The organism is Desnuesiella massiliensis (genome assembly GCF_001403615.1).
Classification (GTDB): domain Bacteria; phylum Bacillota; class Clostridia; order Clostridiales; family Clostridiaceae; genus Desnuesiella; species Desnuesiella massiliensis.
The window spans coordinates 550,479-571,023 of sequence record NZ_LN879455.1; the positions used below are offsets into that span (position 1 = coordinate 550,479).

Sequence of the window (20,545 nt, forward strand, 5' to 3'; positions counted from 1 at the left end):
TAAATTTACTTAACTATACAGTTAAATGTTGATAAATTTCATATTTATTTATATACTATATAATATGTTTAATTGTAATTACTAGGAGGGATATCATGACTAGCGTTTATAATACACTATTAGAAAGAGGTTACATAAAGCAGCTTACACATGAAACAGAGATTAAGGAAGCGCTTGAAAAAGAAAAAATTACATTTTATATAGGTTTTGATCCTACAGCAGATAGTCTACATGTAGGACATTTTATTGCCTTAATGTTTATGTCTCATATGCAAAAAGCAGGACACAGACCTATTGCCTTAATAGGGGGTGGTACTGCTATGATTGGGGATCCATCAGGAAAAACTGATATGAGAAAAATGCTTACAAAAGAAGACATTGAACATAATGTTAGTAGTATAAAAAAACAGATGGCTAAATTTATAGATTTTAGTGAAGATAAAGCTATATTGGTTAATAATGCAGATTGGCTTTTAAACTTAAATTATGTGGAATTTTTAAGAGAAGTTGGAGTACATTTTTCTGTGAATAGGATGCTCACAGCAGAATGCTTTAAGCAAAGACTAGAAAAGGGATTATCCTTTTTAGAATTTAACTATATGCTTATGCAAGGCTATGACTTTCTTGAATTAAATAGAAGATATGGTTGTATAGCGCAGCTTGGAGGAGACGATCAATGGTCTAATATGCTTGCTGGTGTTGACCTAATAAGAAGAAAAGAACAAAAACCAGCCTATGCTATGACTTGTACTTTACTTACAAACAGTGAAGGTAAAAAAATGGGTAAAACAGAAAAGGGAGCTCTTTGGCTAGATCCAGAAAGAACTACTCCTTATGAGTTTTATCAATATTGGAGAAATGTAAATGATGCGGATGTTGAAAAATGTCTTTCACTGATAACTTTTGTTCCTATGGAAGAAGTAAAAAGATTGAGTGCTTTAGAAGGAGCAGAGATAAATGAAGCCAAAAAAGTTCTAGCCTTCGAAGTAACTAAACTTGTTCATGGCGAAGCAGAAGCTCTAAGGGCTAAAGAAGCGGCTGAGGCATTATTTGGTGCAGGTAATGATATGAGTAATGTTCCTACTGTAGTTATTACTAAAGAGGATTTAAATAAAACATTACTTGATATTTTAGTAGAGACAAAAATAATACCATCGAAGGGTGAAGGAAAGAGATTAATTCAACAAAATGGGTTGGCTCTTAACGATGTAAAAGTCACAGAACTATCAAGATCATTAAAGGAAGAAGATTTTAAGGATGGTATAGCTTTAATTAAAAGAGGGAAAAAGAGCTATCATAAAATTGAGTTACAATAAATAAAAGTTGCGACGCAACTTTTATTAAAAGGCTATTCTTTAGCCTTTTTTTAATGCACAATTCATAGTGCATAATTCACAATGAAGGTAATTTTTTCTTCACTATGGCTACGAAAAAATTGAAAATTTATAGAAGCGTGGCTAATGCTTAGCCACGGCTTTTTTAGTGGCAAAGCCACTAAAAATATAATTAAAGATTTTTCGTAGAGCAAGGTCAAAAAATCCTCCCTAATTGTGCATTGTGAATTCAAAAAAAGCGATCACCGTAGCTTTTTTCCTATAGTACTAAGGTTTTTAAACGATAATATATATAATTATATAGAGTATGGAGGGAATAAAATGCCGGGGATATGGAGTATAAATAGCCTATACAATAATAATATTAAAAAGGTGTCTAGCAAATTGACTTTTGAGGTGGGAGAAAGATTTTCAGCAAGAGTTGTAAATAGGGATGAATCAAAAAAAGAAATATCGTTAAAACTATTAGATGGATGGCAATTTCCCGCAACCCTAGAAGAACCTCTAGAGGTTCCCATAGATGGCATTTTAAGATTCCAAATCGAAGGTTATGAAAATGGGAAGTTGAAAATTAAACTTATAAAGTCAAACGAAAAGGAAACAGATTCGAAAGAAAGTTCTTTAGAGAGCATACTAGAAGAAACAGGAATGGATAAAAAAGATATAAATATCTTAGAGAAAATGGTTAAGCATGGTATGCCCCTAACAAAGGAAAATATCTCTAAGATGAAGACCATATTAGACTTTAAAGAAAAGATATTATCTAACCCTGAGGAAGAAGATCAATTTATAGATATATATTTACAAAGTAAGAATATAGATAAAAATAGTGAAGAAGCAAAAAACATTAGAAGTGAACTAAAAAAGTTTTTTTCTACCTTAAAAAATACTAATGAGGATGACATTTTTACTTTAGTAGAGAATAATATAGAGGTTAATAAAGAAAACATTGAAAGCTTTAATAAGGTATTTAAGGACTCTTTAGGCTTATATAATAAGTTGAAAAAAGTTAAAGAATTAATAGATACCGCTGTCTATGAAAGTAAAACAGAAAAAGAAAAAGTAGAATTAGAAGTAATTCCAAAAGACATTGAGAATGAAGCTAATAAAGATAAAATTGAAAAAGTTATTAACAGAGGAGAAATAGAATTAGAAGATATTGAAAAATTATTTAAGGATATAGTAAAGCAAAATTTAAAAATGGATGTATCCTTACAGGAAAAATTATTAAATAATTTAAAGGATATTTTAAATAAGACAGATGAAAAGACCTTGCTTAATTTAATAAAAGCTCAGCTTGAGAAGGGTACAGAAATAGATGATATACTAAAAGATTTGCTTCAGGGAAATTTAACCAATGAAAAGTCAGATATATTAAAAGATATAGTAAGAGTTTCCCAGGATGTGTTCTTAGATACAAAGGATAAGATTAAAGATTCTGTAAGGAGTTTGCTACAGGATCTTATACTTACAGACAATGAAATAAGTGAAATAGCAAAATCTATAGAAATAGCCACAGAGAGTGAAGGTATTAAAACCTTAAAAGAAAATATAAACCTATTATCAAATAGAATAGATTCAGTTACTAATTTTAATAGTGAAGTTGAAAAGTATAAGAGTTATGATAATATGATCAGTAATAAAAAGGCTGGAAGTGTTGTGGAGCTTTTAAAAACCTTAGCTAAGGATGCGGATGTAATAAAATATATAGCAGATGATATAATTAGCGATAAAAAATTTAATTTTAATATGGAAGAGTTTAATGGTATAATGAGAAAGTTAAATACTATTTCAGATGAAGACATATTAAAAGAGATTAAAACAGAAGTATTTAATAGAACAGGAAATTCGGACATAATAAATAACATAACTAAAGAGGATATAAATAAAGCTTTTAAAAGCTTATTGGGCAAGAATTTAGATATAACCTCCAAGGAGGCTGAAAGAATAATTAGCTCTATCAAGGCTTTTGTAAAACAAGAATCTATAAATTCCAATATAGAACAATTAAATAATCAAATAAAGCAGAGTAGTTCTAAGTTAGAGCCTAAAGTAAATGAGCAGGGTATTTTAAATAAGACCTCTCAAGAGCTAGTAAAAGAGCAACTTCATGCAAAAGTAAATCTATTAAAAGATCTACTTAGCGACATATTAGGTGATAATCTAGAAAGCAAGCCAGAAATATATGAAAAGGCTTTAGCCTTTATTAAAAATAATATTAATGATATGAAGGTTTTTAATACTGTATCTAATCAGTACTATTATTTAGATTTACCTTTAAATATGAATAATAATGAATATCCATGTAAATTGATTATAAAGGATGAAAGAAATAAGGGGAAAAAGATAGATAGTCAGAATGTAAAGTTAGTAGTAAATGTAAATACCATTAACTTAGGTATGGTAGATGCCTATATTAAGGTGAAAAACAGGCAAATGGACATAGAGATGAATTGTGAAGAAAAATGGATGAAGGCTCTTGAAGCAGGAAAATCAAAGCTTATGGAAGCTTTATATACTTTAGGTTATGATATTTCTGTGGCAGTAAAAGAGAGAAAAGTAGAAGTAGATATTACAAATTGCAGAGAGTTTTTTAATGATAATGATATTTCTACTGTAGATATAAAAGTATAGAGATTTAAGGTGATGATGGATTATGAAAGAAAGGAAAAAGGCTGCGGCTCTAAAATATGAAACAAGTTATGATGCACCTATAGTCACTGCTGCAGGATTAGGACATATTGCTGACAAGATAATAGAAAATGCCGAAGAAAATGATGTGCCTGTAGTTTATAATAAAGAATTAGCAAATTTATTAACTAATGTGGATGTAGGAGAATACATACCTAGTGAACTTTATGAGGCGGTAGCTCATATTATAGCTTATGTTACGGATATGGATAAACTAATGAAGGGAAGGTGAAGATGTTATGGCTCTTTACGCTATTTCTGACCTTCATCTAGCTCTAAGTGGTGATAAGCCAATGGATGTTTTTGGTGAACACTGGTATAAGCATGATGAAAAGATACAAGAAAATTGGTATGACAAAATAACAGAAAAGGATACTGTGCTCATTGGAGGAGATATATCTTGGTCTATGAAAATGGAGCAAGGTATGAAGGAATTGGAATGGATCCATAAATTGCCCGGTAACAAAATAATTATTAAGGGTAACCATGATTATTGGTGGGGAAGCATATCAAAACTAAATAGTCTTTTTGATAATATGAGCTTTATACAAAATAATTTTTTTACCTATGAGGATTGGGCTATCTGCGGAACCAGAGGTTGGATATGTCCAGGTTCTGAAAGCTTCTCTTCAAAGGATGAAAAGATATATACGAGAGAGCTTATAAGATTAAGGCTTTCTTTAGAGGGAGCTGTTAAGCAAGGTCATAGAAAAATTATTTGTATGATACATTATCCACCTACTAATGATAAATATGAGAGTTCGGGTTTTACGGATATTTTTGAAGAATTTGGAGTAGCAAAAGTCATTTATGGCCATTTACACGGACCTTCTCTTTCTAGAGTGATGAAGGGCGAAAAAGATGGTGTTGAATATATTATGACTTCTTGCGATTATATTAACTTTGATCCTGTAAAAATATTATAGAAATAAAGATAATCCTATTATTTAGCTGGCAATTTGCTGTGCTGAGTAATAGGATTTTTTTATCATAATCTTTAAAGAAATTTATAAATTTATACTATAGGTTTAAATTTTAATTTAATGCTAAACATATAATATGGATTTATCTTATCTATAAAATATATTTAATTTCAAATGTTATATATTGACAAACTATATTTGTATATCGTAATATATAAATATAACGATTTATTGCAGAAGGTGATTAAAGATGGATAAAGATTATAAGAAGTACGAAGAAATTGCAGAGGTTTTAAAGGTTATAGCTCATCCAGTTAGACTTTGTATAATAAATGGATTATTAGAGAACGGAGGGTGTAATGTTACTCATATGCAGAGCTGTTTAGGCATACCTCAGTCTACTATTTCCCAACATCTACAGAAGCTAAAAGCTGCGGGTATTATAGAGGGAGAGAGAAATGGGTTAGAAATAACTTATAAAGTAAAAGATGAAAAAGTTAAAGAGCTAATAAACTGTTTAATTTAAATTTTGAATTAATAATTTATAGGCATTAATTATATAGGAGGAAATATCATGAGTAAAAAAGTTTTAATTGTAGGCGGGGTAGCTGGTGGAGCATCAGCTGCAGCAAGACTCAGAAGATTAGACGAATCTTTAGAAATAGTAATGTTTGAAAGAGATCAGTATATATCCTTTGCAAACTGTGGGCTACCTTACTATATTGGAGAAACTATTAAAGATAGGGAGAAACTATTAGTTCAAACTCCAGAAGCTATGAAGGCTAGGTTTAATATAGATGTAAGAATTAATAGTGAAGTCATAGAGGTAAATCCTGAGAATAAGACAGTAAAGGTTAGTAGTAAAGAAAAAGGGCTATATGAAGAGAGTTATGACTATTTAATATTATCACCAGGAGCAAAGCCCATAAGACCTAATATAGAAGGTATAAATAGTTCAAAGATATTTACCTTAAGAAATATACCAGATACAGATAGAATAAAAGCTTATGTGGATTCAAAACAGGTATCTCATGCTGTAGTAATAGGTGGAGGATACATTGGCATTGAGATGGCAGAGAGTTTAAAAGAGAGAAACATTGAGGTAACCTTGGTTGAAGCTGCACCACATATATTAGCACCCTTTGACTCTGATATGGTTACTATAGCTGAAAAGGAACTTCAAGATAATGGAGTATCTTTGATTTTAAACAATGGAGTTAAAGGCTTTAAGGATATAGATAATACTGTGGAAGTATCATTAAATAGTGGGAAAAATATAAAAGCTGATATGGTTATTCTGGCCATTGGAGTAATGCCAGATGTAGCATTTATAAAAAACAGTGGAATTAATACTACAGAAAGAGGCCATATAATAGTAAATGAGCATATGCAAACCAATATAGATGGCATCTATGCTGTAGGAGATGCAGTACAAATTAAAGACTTTGTAAATGGTACAGATGCAGCTATACCTTTGGCTGGCCCAGCCAATAGACAGGGAAGAATTGCTGCAGATAATATTTGTGGAATTAAGTCTGTATATAAAGGAACGTTAGGAACAGCTATAATTAAAGTGTTTGAGCTAACAGCAGCTAGCACTGGAAATAATGAAAGAACGTTAAAAAAATTGAATATACCTTATAAGGTAATATATATTCACCCAAATTCTCATGCGTCATATTATCCAGGAGCTACTCAATTATCAATAAAATTAATTTTTAATGAGGAAGGCGTAATATTAGGAGCACAGGCCTTAGGGTATGATGGAGTAGATAAATTTGTAGATGTTATAGCTACGGTTATTAAATTGAAAGGAACCATAGAAGATTTAACAGAGTTAGAACTAGCCTACGCACCACCATATAATTCCGCGAAGTCACCAGTAAATATGGCAGGCTTTGTAGCCCAAAATATATTAACGGGGAAAGTGGAAACCATAACACCTTCAGAGCTATCAGAATTTGACAGCGAAAATGATGTTTTACTTGATGTTAGAGAGGCAGTAGAAGTAGATAACGGTCATATTGAAGGAGCATTAAATATATCTGTAAACTCCTTAAGAAGCAGAATGAATGAGTTAGATAAGAATAAAAATATATGGATATATTGTCAAGTAGGATTAAGAGGATATATAGCCTCTAGAATATTATCTCAAAATGGATTTAAAGTTAAAAATGTCACTGGAGGATATAAATCAAAATCTTTAGCAGATTTTAAGCCTTCTGAGAGTAAAGAGGATAATAAGGATTCTAATGATAAAAAGGATGAGCCTAAAGATCAGGGAAAGGGTTATGATGTAGAATGTGATGCTTGCGGATTATGCTGCCCTGGACCACTTATGACAGTAAAGAATAGTATGGATAATTTAGAGCCAGGACAAATATTGAAGATAAAAGCATCAGATCCTGGATTTTATGAAGATATTAAGGCATGGAGTAGTAAAACAGGCAATGAATTGGTTAATTTAGAAAAGACTAATGGTATAATTACAGCCTACTTAAAAAAAAATTCTTTAGATAAGAATGTAGAAGAAAAATGTTGCCCTTCAGAGACTAAGCAAAATAATCAAGACAAGAATGGCCAGACCATGGTAGTTTTTAGCGGAGATTTAGATAAAGCAATAGCTTCTTTTATAATAGCTAATGGTGCTATGGCTATGGGGAAGAAGGTTACCATGTTCTTTACCTTCTGGGGTATAAATATATTAAGAAAAGGTGAAAAGTTACCTGTACAAAAGAACTTCATTGAAAGAATGTTTGGAGCTATGATGCCGAGAGGAACTAAGAAGCTTAAATTATCCAATATGAATATGATGGGCATGGGGCCAAAGATGATAAGAAAAATAATGAAGGATAAAAACGTATCTTCCCTTGAAGAATTAATAAAATCAGCTATAGATAGTGGAGTAGAAATTGTTGCTTGCCAAATGTCTATGGATCTTTTAGGCTTAAAGCAAGAGGAATTAATCCATGGAGTTAAAATTGGTGGAGTTGGTTATTATATGGGAGAAGCAGAAGACTCTAATGTAAATTTATTCATATAATATAATAAAATAAGCTGCCTCAAGGCAGCTTATTTTATTAATGCTTCTAAATTTTTAACATTTTCATTTATGGATTCTATAGTAGAATGCTGAGCATCTACAGTAGCCGCGATTTCCTCTGATAAAGAAGAGTTCTCTTCAGAGGTGCTAGAAATTTGCTCAACGGATTCAATGATTTCATTTTTCTTTTCGTTAGTGATTAGTAAGTTTTCAATACACTTATCTATTTCATCAGAAGCTTCATGAATTGAATTCTTTATATTTAAAAATGTATCTTTAGTTTCACCAATAGTGCTTTGCTGAGCTTCTAAAGCAATGTTTCCCTTAGACATAGCCGAGGAGGTACTTAAAATATCCACCTTTATTTCTTCGAGAATTTTAGTTATATTTTGTACTGCAGTTTTAGAATTTTCAGCCAGCTTTCTTACCTCGCCAGCTACTACAGAAAAGCCTTTGCCAGCTTCTCCTGCCCTTGCAGCTTCAATAGCAGCATTTAGGGCTAGAAGATTAGTTTGACTGGCTATTTGGCTTATGGAGTCAGTAATTAAATTTACAGATTCTAGTTTAGATACTAGATTATTAACTGTAGAATTTGATACCTTAACGGCATCCTCTAATTGCTCCATGGAAGTGTCTAAAGCTTGAATTGTATTTAAACCAGAGTCTGCCATCTTGTCAGTATCAAGTACTTGAGCTTGTACATTGGTGACATTAAAGGCTAGCTCTTCCATGGTTTCTCTAAAGTCTTTAAGCATATTAGAAGCTTTAGATAAGTCCTTACTTTGAGATATATTACAGGAAGACATCTCGTTTATAGAAGCATTTATGTCAGAGGAAGTTGCAGCAAGATAATCAGAACTTTCCTTAATTTTAGAGAGTTGTTCTTTTACTTCACTATCAACAGTTGAAGATATTTCATCGTAGCTAGAGTTTTCAAGCACTGCAGCGTTAGTTACTTCAGCTTGAATTATCACATCGGCTTGAGCTTCATTTTTTTCAGCCTTACCTTTTCTAAAAAAAGACATAGTAATCCTCCCTTTATCGCATACATATGTAAAAATTCCTTTAATTATGTATATTATAACATATAAAATGTTAAATTGCATTATAAGTTAAATTAAATTTCAATTACTTAAAAAATGATAAAAAAAGGTTTCTCTTCTTCTTTTTGGGTTCATCATCTTCTTCTGATTCCTCTTCTTCTTTATTAGCATCTATAGAAGTTTTAATTAAGTCCTTCTGATCTCTAGCAAGTTCTTTTAATTTTTGTGGAACAGAGGGAGTAGTAATTACCTTGCTAAACCATAAAAGAGCTTGCTCATAGTTTTCAACTCTTCTATTTAATTCACCAATTAAATACATGGTGGTAAATCTGTTCATTCCATAGATAGGAAAATCTTCACTATAGTAAGCTTCACTAAAACCCTCTAAGGCTTGTCTTAAAAATGTAGTTTCAGAAGAATAATCCTCTAGTAATCTGTATAGCCAAGCAATTTTTAGACAAACCATTGCTTTTGAGCTAGCCTTGGATTCCATTACTACATAGTTTAATAAGGCTAATTTATATCTTTCTATGGCTATGCCACAATCATATATCTGAGGATAAACCTTTCCCTTCCATTTAATAGATATGTTCTTTTGAATAAGGTCAATCTGATAGCCTTTAACTCTTTCAAAATCTATTTTCATAGAGGCATATCCACAAATATTGCATAACCATACATCATAAAAATAAGGGTTTATTTGTGAGTAGCGTATAAAAAAATCAGAATCCTTTTTCATAACTCTTGCAGCAGAATTTTTCACAGAGCGAGCTTTAAATCTGCTCTGACACACTGGGCATGTAATTTCTCTGTCGTAAAGCATGGATAGTATTTTCTCATCTTCATCGATAACTTTTGTATCTTTCAGCATTTTTTCTTGTTCATCTTTTTTAAATATTTTAATATCTTCTACATCATGAAATCCTAGATGTTCTAATCCGGAAAAAATATCTGTATTATTCTTTTGAGAGTCAGCCATAATTACACCTCTTATGCTATAATTAATAATATTATAGCATAAAAATATATATATTTATCAATACATATACTATTTGTTATAATGTATAATATTGATAACAAATAGTATATATATAATTTTTAAATATAATTTTATAAATACTTTTAAAGCATGAAGGTGATGATATGGCAATTAAACAATGGAAATCTTTTTTAGCACCTTATGAACAGGCGGTAGAAGAGCTTAAGGTTAAGTTTAGAAGCATGAGAAAAGAATTTAGAAGGAGAAACGAGTATTCTCCTATAGAGTTTGTAACAGGAAGAGTCAAGGAAATATCTAGTATCTTAGAAAAAGCAAATAAATTTAACATACCCATGGATAGGCTTCAATATGAGATGGAGGATATTGCTGGGCTCAGAATAATGTGTCAATTCGTAGATGATATAGAAAAGGTAGTAGAGTTAATAAGAAAAAGAAAAGATATGCAAATAATGTATGAAAAAGATTATGTTAAAAATGTAAAGCAGAGCGGGTATAGGAGTTATCATATAATAATAAAATATCCAGTAAACATGGCAGAGGGACAACAAGAGATACTGGCAGAATTTCAAATAAGAACCTTAGCTATGAACTTTTGGGCTACTATTGAACATTCTTTAAACTATAAGTATAAGCAGCAAATACCTGAAAATATAAGAAAGAAGCTTAAAAGTGCGGCAGATTCAGCCTTTCAATTAGATGAACAAATGCTGGAGATTAAAGATGAGATAAAGGATGCACAAAAATTATTTGAGGTTAAATCAGACATAATTTCTAATATAATAAACAATATTTTAACCCTAATATCCCTGGGGAAAATTGCCGAATCCACTAGATATCAAATACAATTAAATAAGCTTATCGAAGAAGGGGAAGTCTGGGAGTTGAACAATTTACTGTTTTCTATACAAAGGGATGTAGAAAAATTTAGAGAGCTATAATTATTTTAAAGGCATTAGAACTTTTAGTTCTAATGCCTTTAAATTCATTGTTTACTAGTTATTTTTTACTAGGAGAAAACTATTATTAACCTATGATTTATGATATAATTGCTTTTGGATAATGATTATTAATTATCCTATATATTTAATAAGAGAGGGATAAACATGGCCAGTGAAGAATTTTATGTAAAATTAGTTTTAGAAAATCCTTTTTATATAAAAAATATAGAAAATCCAAGCTTAGAGATGCAATTAGCAGCAGTAAGAAAGAATGGAGCAGCTATTCAATATATAAAAAATCCCGATTATAAGGTACAGCTAGAAGCTGTAAAATCTAATGCCTTATCTATAGAGTACATAGAAAAGCCTTCTGAGGAAGTAAGCCTTATAGCGGTAAGCAGTTCCTGGAATACTTTAAAATATTTAAAAGAGCCTAAGGAGCATGTTATAAAGGCAGCTTTAGCTTCTAAAGGATGGGCCATACAGTATGTAAAAAATCCTTCAGAGGAATTACAAGTATTAGCGGTTTCTAAGGATTATGATGCTGTAAAATACATAAAAGAGCCTTCTGAGAAGGTGCAAATAGCAGCCATAAATAAATATTGGGCAGCCATAAAACATATTGAGGAGCCTTGTTTAAGTGCTCAAATTGCTGCAGTTGCTCAAAATGAAGAAGCTATAACCTATATTGAAGCTCATGATGAAAACAAATTAAAACTTTTTATGAAGGCCAATATAAATATTTTAAAGTATATATATGAAGATTTAGATGTTTCTATGGTGGATGAAGTGCTTATAGAGAAGTTTAAAGAAGAGGATATTGAAGAAAAATATGTGGTAGATTTTATTAGTCTAGAAATATTAGATATGGATAAAATTGATTTTGTATATAACTATGGCAGTAAAAAAGCAAAGCAAATATTGATTGATTATAAGCTTTCATAAATTTTATTTTGGCTTTTATATTTGGAAAGGAAGTTTTTAAGGTGAATTTTTCTGATGCATTTTTGACTATTGAGTTAATATTACAAAGTAAGGCTGTGCCACTTATAATAGGGGAAAGTGGTATAGGAAAGACTTCTCTCGTTAGAAGATTATGTGAAAATAAAAATTATCATTTAATTACTATAGACGCCAATCTATTAAAGGAGGGCGAAATAGGAGGATTACCTACAGTACAAGACTATGAAGTTGAGGTAAACAACTTAAGAAAGAAAAGAAAAAAGACGGTCTATGCTGTACATACTAAATTGCTAGAGATTGATGAAATTACAGAGAAAGATCCAAATAAGAATATTATATTATTTATTGATGAAATCAATAGATGCGAACATAGCGTTCAGCAAGAGCTTATGAACTTAATATTAAATAGAGAAATTAATGGTTATGATTTACCTTATAATGTAGAGGTTATTGCGGCTATGAATCCATCAAACAAATATGAAGCTTATGAAAATACAGAATATCAAGTAGTGGATATGGATCCAGCTCAAGAGGATAGATTTGTGTGGCTTGAATTGGATTCTGATGTTAAGGAATGGGTACAATGGGGTATGAGTAGTCGTGGAAACATCCATACCCATATATTAGAGTTTATTTCAACCTTTCCACAGCATCTGCACACTCCAGATTCTAGAGAGCATATAAAGGCTACCCCAAGGAGCTGGGAGCGTATATCCAAGGCTTACAAGGTATATTTAGGAAGTAAAGAAAAGTATGATAAAAACATATTCTATAATGTGGTGAAGGGAAATGTGGGAGTTAGCATTGCTCAGGATTTTATTTCTTTCTTAGAAAGCTATAAAGAATTTAACATAAAAGCAGAGGATATATTCAATAGTGAAGTGATAAGTGAAGATTTAAGGGATAGGCTAAAGGGAGAAACTCACTCAAGGCTCTATATAATAGCTAAAAATTATCTTATGCATCTTGAAGAACATAACCATGAAGAAAAGCATCTGGCTATATTCTCTAAGCTGCTCATGAATTATCCAAAGGACTTAAGACTTGGAATTATGAGAGAGATAAAGAGCGATTACGATAAAACTCTCTACAGGGAATTTAGGGAAGAGGATAATTTTATAGAACTTTTCTTTAGTTGTTACATATAAAATTCTGTATTTGGAGTGAGCGCCTATGGTTTTTAATAATATAGAGGATTTAAGAAAAAAGCTATTAAAGCAGATTATTGAGGAAGACCCTAATATTTATGGAGATGAATTTAAGCGAGATTTTTATAATATATTAGAGAATTGTATTATTTCCCTAATGGAAAAGGAAGATAGCTTTTTTGGAATGTTCATGGTACAAGTAAAAAGAGAGATAAGCTATAAGATAAGCTGGCCCATTATGACGGAGGCTGCTTTAACAGGATATGTTATGTATTTTAATCCTCTATCTCTTTTAAAATGCAGTTATGAGGAAATAAAAGCTCTTATTAAACATGATATTTATCATATAATGTTCGGACACATTTATAGAGCTAGAGCTTTATATGATAGATATAGTAAGCTGGCAGTTAATCTTGCTATGGATATATCAGTGAATCAATACATAAAGCACTTACCCTCTTGGAGTGCAAAGCTTGATAATGTAAAGTTTTCCTATAATATAGATTTAAAAGAAGAACAATCCATGGAAAAATATGCGGAGTTAATTCAACAGGCTCTTGATGCTATAAAGAGAAAAGGGCAAGTAAATCCTTCCCTAGATACCTTAGAAGTTTCTCAAGATTTAGAGAAAGCTCATGATAAATGGAATAATATAGAGAATATGAGTACTGAAAGCTTAAAAGAAATGACGAAGAAGTTAGCTTTTAACGCCAATAAGGGTAAAATACCTACGGGGTTAGAAGATGTAATAGCCTCCTTTTTCCAAAAACCAGATTTGCCTTGGCAGGACTATTTAAAAAGGATGCTTAGAACTCTTCCTCAAGGTCATAAAAGGACCATAACCAGAAAGGATAGAAGACAGCCAGATAGATTGGATTTAAGGGGTACCTTAAAAAATCGTATAGCAGAAATAATTGTGGCTGTAGATATTAGTGGCAGCATCACAGATAAGGAAATCGAGCAGATAATTATTGAGATTTTTAGTATTATAAAAAATCACGAAGCAGAAATAACAATTATAGAATGTGACAATAAGATAAGAAGAGTTTACAAATTAAATTCTAAAAGAGATATTAAAAGGCGACTAGATAAAAGGGGTGGAACAGCCTTTTCACCAGTATTTGAGTATATAAAAGAAAAGTCCTGGAGGAATCATATTTTAATATATTTTACCGATGGACTTGGAGAGCAGGAGCTTAAAGCAAAGCCTATTCATTTTAAGACTCTATGGGTTTTAACAGGAAAGGGAGAAAAGCTTTCTCTTAAAGAACCCTATGGAGAGGTAAAGAGATTGAAGGCTATAAGTGGAGAAAAAGTGGATAATACTTATGGATTAAAGGTCATGAGGGAAATGCTGCATGATTGGGCAGATAAATAAAAATTGCTTCGCAATTTTTATTTAATTCACAATGCACAGAGCACAATTCACAATGAAGGAAATTTTTTCTCCACTATCGCTACGAAAAATTGGGAATTTATGAAGCGTGGCTAATGCTTAGCAACGGCTTTTTAGCGGCTAAGCCACTTTAAATATAATTATAGATTTTTCATAGTGTAACGGAGAAAAATCCTCCATAATTGTGCATTGTGAACTGTGAATTGTGCATTAAAAAAAGCGACATCAGTCGCTTTTTTCTTATTCTCCGCAGCCACCGCCGCAGCCAGAGCAGCCTCCGCCGCCTAGATCTTTTGTAGGCTGAAGCATCAAGCCTCTTCCGTTTTCAGCAGCACAGGTTATTTCAAAGCCCTCAAAATCCTCAATTAAGGATTTATCTACTAGAAAAGTTATATCCTTTACCTTTTCCGCTAAATCAGTTTCCTTTTGTTCATCCAGAACAATATTAAATGTTGGGCCGCTTCAGCCCATACCTGCTAGATTGATTCTGATTACATTATCTTTAACATCATTTTGCTCTAAAAGCTCTTTAAACTCATTATAAGCTATATCGCTAATTTTTATAGCACTCATGTCTCTACCTTCTTTCTATATATTTTCAAAACAATAAAAATATAATCACTTCTATGTGAAAATTATTATTAATTATACTAATTATACTATTAAAAAAAAAGTGATTACAATAATATTATTAGTTTTCTATATTCAAATTATTTATAAAGAGTATTGGTTTTTGTAATAAGAATTATAGAGCATGAATTAAGGAAGGATATTAGGGAAACTCTAAAAGTTAGAAAGGAGAGGAGTTTATGACCAATAAACGCAAAGTTACTAACAAGCAAATGGCTTCCTTAGGTATTAAAAAAAATGAAAGCGGGGATTATGAATATATAGATCCAGAAGAAAAAAGTAGATCAAAATATAATTCTGTTAAAAAACATATTAAATAAGAAATATCCTATTGCAAAAAAATCCACCCTTAATAGGGTGGAAAATTTGTTTTTTATGTTATATTTTTAGTGTCCGCAACCGCCGCCGCAGCCGGAGCATCCGCCGCCCTCTGGTTTTTTGTTTGGCTCAAGAAGTAAGCCTCTTCCATTTTCAGCAGCGCAAGTTATGGTAAAACCTTCAAAATCATTTACTAAGTTTTTATCTATTAAGAAAGTTATATCCTGTATTTTTTCAGCTACATCTGTTTCTTTTTGCTCATCTAAAACTATATTAAACATTGGGCCGCTGCAGCCCATACCTGCTAAGTGTATTCTGATGACATAGTCCTTAACGTCGTTTTGATCTAAAAGTTCTTTGAACTCATTGTATGCTATATCACTAATCTTTACAGCATTCATAATCTTACCTTCTTTCCTAAAAATTATCTGAGAATAAACAATAAATATATTATAGTAAATAAATTAATTATTGCTTATTCATATAACTGTTTTCATATAAAAATGATTATCAGCTATATTATATTTATTATATAACTAAAAAGAAGTAATTACAATAGATTTTAGAGATGGTAAAAAAATAACTAGTCGAATATGCTAAGTCTGACTAGTTATTTTTAAAGATATACTAATTGTTATTGATTTGAAGGTTATTAAGCAAAAGATCCTCCGTTGAATAAATATAGAGTTCATGCAAGGGTCTAGTCATGGCTATATATAATAATTTAACATCCAGTTCACTAAAGGAGTAACTGGAAGCATTTGTTATTATTACCATGTCGAACTCTAAGCCCTTTACTAGGTATGAGGGAATCAATATTATACCCCCATTATATTCCTTTTCCTTTTCACTAATAATCTTTAGATTATAGCCTAGAGGCTTTAAAAGACTTTTTACTTCCTTGCATTCCTCCATATCTTTGCAGATGAGGGCCAAAGATTTTAACTTTCTGTCCTCAAAGCTTTTTAATTGATTACATATTTCTATCGCTATTTCTTTAATAGAACTTTTATTATTTATTACTACTTCCTTACCATGACGTATAACAGGTTTAGCAGCAGGAAAATTTGAATCTTTTAAAGAGGAAATTACCTTGTTTGCCTCATTCATTATCTCTATGGTAGTTCTATAGCTTTGCTCCAGGTTTAATAAAGTGCAGTCATCCTCATGAAAAACTTCTTTCTTTAAGCTGTTCCAGCTTTTTATACCTCTATAGCTGTGAATACCTTGACATAGATCACCTAATATAGTAAAGGAGCTAGTATTTATTAAGTTTTTTAGTACCCATATCTGAAATAGGCTAAAGTCCTGAGCCTCATCAATTACTACATGTTTTAAATTAAATTTTTCATTTACTCCTATTAGTTTAAAGGTTATATAAATTAAAGGGGCTAAATCTTCAATCTCTAAAGTGTTATTATTAAGCTTATTTATTGAATGATGTCTAACCTTTTCTCCTTGCTCCTTTGGTAAAAACTTAATCCAAAGAGTTTCTATATTTTTTTCATGGAATAGAGCTTTATAAAAGTCTAGGGGAGAGGGAAGTTTAAATTTATTTATATAATCCTTAACTAGAGTTTTACTTTTGTTTTTTATGGATAATAGAAGAGAGTCTCTTTCAGCAGTAAGCTCAATGAATAGCTTTCTTCTCTGAGGAGAGTCAGTCATGGAGTATCTCAATTTGTTTAGTTTAAAATCATATTCCTTTTCTAGGTCTTCGAGAATTTTTTCTTTATTGTATTTTACTTTGTTTTGGAGATGCTTTTTTATTTCCATAACCCTCTTAGTCATAGGCAGATTGGCATATTCCTGAAGAAATAGCTTTTGGATATCAGTTTTAGATATAAGTATGGTATTGTGTATTGCGAAGTCTTCTGTAGGTACTATATGATTTTGTAAGATATTTATATGTTCATCAATTAAGGCTTTAAACCCTAGTGAGGATTTAAAAGCTGAGATGTCTATTAAATCTTTTTTAAATTTTTCATTTACGTCTTTGTTATTAGAAATTAGATTACATAATTTTTCATTGGAGTTTTCTATTTTGATATTTAGGCCTATGAAGTCCATTGCAAAGTCTTCAAAGGTGGTTTGTTTAACATTTTCTACTCCAAGCTCTGGCAGTACTTCGGAGATATAGCTTAAGAAGAACCTGTTAGGAGCAATGATCATAAAATTTTCTGCTTTAAAGGAATTTTCATAGTTATATAAAAGGTAGGCTATCCTATGTAAGGCAATAGTGGTTTTACCACCACCAGCAGCACCTTGAACTATGAGAGGCTTCCAAGGGGTAGCACGAATTACTTTATTTTGTTCACTCTGGATAGTGGACACTATATCCTTTAACCTATTATCTTTATTGGAACCTAGGGCCGCTTGAAGAAAATCATCATTGGTGGTTATATCCACATCATAAATTTCTTTTAATAGAGCCTGCTCTATGGTATATTGCCTTTTTAAGCTTATTTCACCATTAATAGTTCCATCAGGACAATCATAGCTGGCTTTTCCTAGCCTTCCTTCATAGTACAAGGTTGCAATGGGAGAACGCCAATCTACTATGAGAAATTCATCCTTATCTTTTATAAGAGATACTTTTCCTACATATAATTGTTTTATGATATCTTCTTTGTTTTCTTTAAAATCTACTCTAGCAAAATAGGGCTTAGATAAACTTTTATAAAGGTTTTTTAGTTTATCATTCATATTTTGTTGAAGGGCTGTGTTTATAATCAATTCATTAAATTGTTCAGCATTATCAGAGTTAAAATGTTTTACGGCGTAATCTACCTTTGAATCTATACCTCCTTTTGCTTTTAAAATATTTTCGGTATAATCCTTAAGGTAAGCTAGGGTATTAGATAGGTAGTCTACTTCCTTTTCATAATCAGGATGGTTAAGTGCAGCCATTATATTCACCTCACAAATCATATTTAGAAAGAACTGAGACATATCTATTTTACAAGAAATACATTTTAAATGGAAACTTCTAAAAGCATGAAACTATAGGCTGCAGAGGTGGGGATATTTTATAATTTAAAAAAGCTACAATTTTCTTAAAATTTCTTTAAATATATTGACAACTTATAGTTTTTTGGTTATAGTATTAATATAAATTGAAACTATATATTAAGGTAGCGAATTTATACCTAAAAATAAAATACATAAATTGGAAATTCATCTCTTTTCGAAGGGATTTTTTTATTTATAGAAAATTATAAAATTTGTTTACATATGTATAACTTCTCTAGTGGATTATCACTAGGGATTTTTTGTATTTCAGAATAAGACAAAATTTTCATGGAAGTTGTTGTATTATATTTCTATGATAATATTTATAAGAGTAGTAAGGTAGAAGGTTAGAGGGGGATTAAGATGAGGAAAATTGATTTTTATTACTGGGGAGATCAGTGTCCACATAATTGTAAAATGAGAGAACTGATAAATTCTTTTTCATGTGACCCCAGATGTACAATCAATTTATTTGATATATCCAAAGATCATAGAACTGCAAAGAAATTAAATATATTTTCTCCAAATATGCTTGTTATAGATGATAAATTAAGATGGCACGGGCCAGTTTCAATAGGTAATTTCGAAAGAATATTAAATGGAATTATTCCAAAAGCAACACCTTATATTGTTAAAACAAGCAATAATATTATTAAAGGTCAGATAAAAAATTTAACAGAAGAAACAATTGGAGATACTTGTATGCTTTGTTCTTCTTCTAAGGAAAAAGTCTATTGTCAGGAAAAAGGTAAGTGGATAAAGAATTTAAGGCTAAATTATAATCTTTCACATTTAGGGAAGTTACATTACTTAAATAATAATTGTATTGGTGGAGCGGAGTTTATTCCTTCTACGGAAGTTCCATACCCAATACAAAAGGCTAAAGATTTAGCATTTCTTACATGCTCCTTTGCTTCTAGTGAAGAGGGGGATTATAAGAGCTATCCATTGGAAGAGCTCGAGAAAGAATTACCCCAATTAGGCTTTAAAGCTATAATAGCTATAGCTTCTGAGAACACGCCATTTCCCAATGGTCCACTTCATTGGTTTATAGATAAAGGCTATGTTGATTTAGGTTTTATACATAATGAGGAAAGACACTTTGCTAAGATGCACTTAGTAAAGAAGGATTTAAGAAATATATAAAAGCGAGGTTCAATAATGCTGAAAAGTGAAGAAATTAAAGCTTTAAAAATGAGTATTGAAAAATGTCTCAATGATTATGTTGAGAAACGTTTATTTAGTTGGAGCAAATATAATAGATTTTTACGAAGATAATTATAATTTTCATGTAATTTATAGTGTGCTTACATTTATGCATATTGAAGATAAAGAAAAAACCTTTAATAACATAAAAAGATACAGAAAGCAACTATGCAACTATTATTAAGGCAAGAAAATAGAAAGCGCATGGAGTGTTTCGATGAACTAGCTTTTTTGAGAATAATGGAGAGATTACTTCTGAGCTACCGATGTTTAGAGAAAGAACTCTCTATTTTGAACTTTTATGGGAGGGATAATATGTGCCAAGAGGATAGAATGTATGTTGTTACCAATGAAAAGGTAGTGCTTGAAAGGGATATAAAAGGGAATAGAGTATTAGATATTGGTGGAGGTGGCGAAGGTATAATTGGACTGTCATATGGAAGCAAAGTGGTGGCTATAGATCAAAGAAAAGAAGAACTAGAGGAGGCTCCAGAAGGACCATTAAAATTAGTTATGGATGCAAGGGAGTTGACTTTCTTAGATAATTCCTTTGATACAGTAACTTCATTTTTTACCTTGATGTATGTAAAAAAAGAGGAGCATGAAAAAGTTCTCAGTGAAATTTATAGAGTTCTAAAAAATCATGGAGCATTTATACTGTGGGATGCGACAATACCTAAATATGATAATAGCATAAAGGATATTTTTGTAATTCAGCTTGAAATAGATACACCAACTAAATTAATCAAAACTGGATACGGGGTTTTGAGAAAAGACAAAGAGCAGAATATTGAGCATTTTATCAATATAGGAAAAAAAGTTGGTTTTAACATTGTAAAAGAGGAAAAAGGAGAGCATATTTTTAAGATAATATTTAAAAAATAAGGCATAGCTTGAGGC

At 31.1% G+C, this 20,545-nt stretch carries 18 protein-coding genes; 13 read left to right on the forward strand and 5 right to left on the reverse strand.

Annotated elements, in window-relative coordinates; all coding sequences use genetic code 11:
• Positions 1–95: 95 nt before the first annotated feature.
• The 6 genes from tyrS (at position 96) to BN2665_RS09285 (ending at position 7,991) form a co-directional block, all read left to right on the forward strand.
• Positions 96–1,316 carry a tyrosine--tRNA ligase gene (gene tyrS / locus BN2665_RS09260; RefSeq protein WP_055666823.1) on the forward strand — a complete coding sequence of 407 codons (1,221 nt, stop codon included), beginning with the start codon at positions 96–98 and terminating at the stop codon, positions 1,314–1,316.
• A 339-nt stretch (positions 1,317–1,655) separates the two neighbouring features.
• Positions 1,656–3,968, forward strand: a complete 2,313-nt coding sequence (locus BN2665_RS09265; protein ID WP_055666824.1) for a hypothetical protein — start codon at positions 1,656–1,658, stop codon at positions 3,966–3,968.
• A 22-nt stretch (positions 3,969–3,990) separates the two neighbouring features.
• Positions 3,991–4,257: an EscU/YscU/HrcU family type III secretion system export apparatus switch protein gene (locus BN2665_RS09270; RefSeq protein ID WP_055666825.1), complete on the forward strand. Its 267-nt coding sequence runs from the start codon at positions 3,991–3,993 to the stop codon at positions 4,255–4,257.
• Positions 4,258–4,264: 7 nt separating this feature from the next.
• Positions 4,265–4,951: a metallophosphoesterase gene (locus tag BN2665_RS09275; RefSeq protein ID WP_055666826.1), complete on the forward strand. Its 687-nt coding sequence runs from the start codon at positions 4,265–4,267 to the stop codon at positions 4,949–4,951.
• A 247-nt stretch (positions 4,952–5,198) separates the two neighbouring features.
• Positions 5,199–5,474 (forward strand): ArsR/SmtB family transcription factor, encoded by a 276-nt coding sequence (locus tag BN2665_RS09280; RefSeq protein ID WP_055666827.1) that lies wholly within the window; start codon positions 5,199–5,201, stop codon positions 5,472–5,474.
• 48 nt (positions 5,475–5,522) lie between these two features.
• On the forward strand, positions 5,523–7,991 hold the full coding sequence (locus BN2665_RS09285; protein WP_055666828.1) for a CoA-disulfide reductase: 2,469 nt from the start codon (positions 5,523–5,525) through the stop codon (positions 7,989–7,991).
• Positions 7,992–8,020: 29 nt separating this feature from the next.
• Here BN2665_RS09285 and BN2665_RS09290 read toward each other — a convergent pair whose 3' ends face one another.
• Both BN2665_RS09290 and BN2665_RS09295 read right to left on the reverse strand, forming a co-directional pair.
• Entirely contained in the window at positions 8,021–9,016 is a 996-nt protein-coding gene (locus tag BN2665_RS09290; protein WP_082435858.1) for a methyl-accepting chemotaxis protein, read from the reverse strand.
• Positions 9,017–9,119: 103 nt separating this feature from the next.
• Positions 9,120–10,013, reverse strand: a complete 894-nt coding sequence (locus tag BN2665_RS09295) for a DUF2225 domain-containing protein (RefSeq protein ID WP_195892682.1) — start codon at positions 10,011–10,013, stop codon at positions 9,120–9,122.
• A gap of 164 nt (positions 10,014–10,177) precedes the next feature.
• On the opposite strand from BN2665_RS09295, the gene yjbM reads away from it, so the two are divergent.
• From yjbM to BN2665_RS09315, 4 genes are all read left to right on the forward strand, one after another.
• A complete protein-coding gene (gene yjbM / locus BN2665_RS09300) occupies positions 10,178–10,972 on the forward strand; it encodes a GTP diphosphokinase (protein ID WP_055666829.1) in 795 nt (264 codons plus the stop codon).
• 165 nt (positions 10,973–11,137) lie between these two features.
• A complete protein-coding gene (locus tag BN2665_RS09305; RefSeq protein ID WP_055666830.1) occupies positions 11,138–11,917 on the forward strand; it encodes a hypothetical protein in 780 nt (259 codons plus the stop codon).
• A 41-nt stretch (positions 11,918–11,958) separates the two neighbouring features.
• Positions 11,959–13,083, forward strand: coding sequence for an AAA family ATPase (locus BN2665_RS09310; protein WP_055666831.1), 1,125 nt, complete (start codon positions 11,959–11,961; stop codon positions 13,081–13,083).
• 25 nt (positions 13,084–13,108) lie between these two features.
• A complete protein-coding gene (locus tag BN2665_RS09315) occupies positions 13,109–14,461 on the forward strand; it encodes a vWA domain-containing protein (protein ID WP_055666832.1) in 1,353 nt (450 codons plus the stop codon).
• A gap of 480 nt (positions 14,462–14,941) precedes the next feature.
• Here BN2665_RS09315 and BN2665_RS27955 read toward each other — a convergent pair whose 3' ends face one another.
• Positions 14,942–15,052, reverse strand: coding sequence for an iron-sulfur cluster assembly accessory protein (locus BN2665_RS27955; RefSeq protein ID WP_479723330.1), 111 nt, complete (start codon positions 15,050–15,052; stop codon positions 14,942–14,944).
• A 236-nt stretch (positions 15,053–15,288) separates the two neighbouring features.
• Here BN2665_RS27955 and BN2665_RS27315 point away from each other — a divergent pair, with 236 nt between their 5' ends.
• Entirely contained in the window at positions 15,289–15,429 is a 141-nt protein-coding gene (locus tag BN2665_RS27315) for a hypothetical protein (RefSeq protein ID WP_195892683.1), read from the forward strand.
• A 66-nt stretch (positions 15,430–15,495) separates the two neighbouring features.
• Here BN2665_RS27315 and BN2665_RS09325 read toward each other — a convergent pair whose 3' ends face one another.
• Positions 15,496–15,828 (reverse strand): HesB-like protein, encoded by a 333-nt coding sequence (locus tag BN2665_RS09325; RefSeq protein WP_055666833.1) that lies wholly within the window; start codon positions 15,826–15,828, stop codon positions 15,496–15,498.
• Positions 15,829–16,054: 226 nt separating this feature from the next.
• Positions 16,055–18,337 (reverse strand): RNA polymerase recycling motor HelD, encoded by a 2,283-nt coding sequence (gene helD / locus BN2665_RS09330; protein WP_055666834.1) that lies wholly within the window; start codon positions 18,335–18,337, stop codon positions 16,055–16,057.
• 465 nt (positions 18,338–18,802) lie between these two features.
• Here helD and BN2665_RS09335 point away from each other — a divergent pair, with 465 nt between their 5' ends.
• Positions 18,803–19,585 (forward strand): hypothetical protein, encoded by a 783-nt coding sequence (locus BN2665_RS09335; RefSeq protein WP_055666835.1) that lies wholly within the window; start codon positions 18,803–18,805, stop codon positions 19,583–19,585.
• Positions 19,586–19,960: 375 nt separating this feature from the next.
• Positions 19,961–20,530, forward strand: coding sequence for a class I SAM-dependent methyltransferase (locus tag BN2665_RS09340; protein WP_055666836.1), 570 nt, complete (start codon positions 19,961–19,963; stop codon positions 20,528–20,530).
• The last annotated feature ends 15 nt before the right edge of the window (positions 20,531–20,545 follow it).

Excerpts from the sequence above, each read along its gene's own strand:
- helD (WP_055666834.1), bottom strand. The coding sequence starts at position 18,337 with ATGGCTGCACTTAACCATCCTGATTATGAAAAGGAAGTAGACTACCTA.
- BN2665_RS09335 (WP_055666835.1), top strand. The coding sequence starts at position 18,803 with ATGAGGAAAATTGATTTTTATTACTGGGGAGATCAGTGTCCACATAAT.
- BN2665_RS09290 (WP_082435858.1), bottom strand. The coding sequence starts at position 9,016 with ATGTCTTTTTTTAGAAAAGGTAAGGCTGAAAAAAATGAAGCTCAAGCC.
- BN2665_RS09315 (WP_055666832.1), top strand. The coding sequence starts at position 13,109 with ATGGTTTTTAATAATATAGAGGATTTAAGAAAAAAGCTATTAAAGCAG.
- BN2665_RS09275 (WP_055666826.1), top strand. The coding sequence starts at position 4,265 with ATGGCTCTTTACGCTATTTCTGACCTTCATCTAGCTCTAAGTGGTGAT.
- BN2665_RS27315 (WP_195892683.1), top strand. The coding sequence starts at position 15,289 with ATGACCAATAAACGCAAAGTTACTAACAAGCAAATGGCTTCCTTAGGT.
- BN2665_RS27955 (WP_479723330.1), bottom strand. The coding sequence starts at position 15,052 with ATGAGTGCTATAAAAATTAGCGATATAGCTTATAATGAGTTTAAAGAG.
- BN2665_RS09285 (WP_055666828.1), top strand. The coding sequence starts at position 5,523 with ATGAGTAAAAAAGTTTTAATTGTAGGCGGGGTAGCTGGTGGAGCATCA.
- BN2665_RS09265 (WP_055666824.1), top strand. The coding sequence starts at position 1,656 with ATGCCGGGGATATGGAGTATAAATAGCCTATACAATAATAATATTAAA.
- BN2665_RS09305 (WP_055666830.1), top strand. The coding sequence starts at position 11,138 with ATGGCCAGTGAAGAATTTTATGTAAAATTAGTTTTAGAAAATCCTTTT.
- yjbM (WP_055666829.1), top strand. The coding sequence starts at position 10,178 with ATGGCAATTAAACAATGGAAATCTTTTTTAGCACCTTATGAACAGGCG.
- BN2665_RS09280 (WP_055666827.1), top strand. The coding sequence starts at position 5,199 with ATGGATAAAGATTATAAGAAGTACGAAGAAATTGCAGAGGTTTTAAAG.
- BN2665_RS09270 (WP_055666825.1), top strand. The coding sequence starts at position 3,991 with ATGAAAGAAAGGAAAAAGGCTGCGGCTCTAAAATATGAAACAAGTTAT.
- tyrS (WP_055666823.1), top strand. The coding sequence starts at position 96 with ATGACTAGCGTTTATAATACACTATTAGAAAGAGGTTACATAAAGCAG.
- BN2665_RS09295 (WP_195892682.1), bottom strand. The coding sequence starts at position 10,013 with ATGGCTGACTCTCAAAAGAATAATACAGATATTTTTTCCGGATTAGAA.
- BN2665_RS09325 (WP_055666833.1), bottom strand. The coding sequence starts at position 15,828 with ATGAATGCTGTAAAGATTAGTGATATAGCATACAATGAGTTCAAAGAA.
- BN2665_RS09340 (WP_055666836.1), top strand. The coding sequence starts at position 19,961 with ATGTGCCAAGAGGATAGAATGTATGTTGTTACCAATGAAAAGGTAGTG.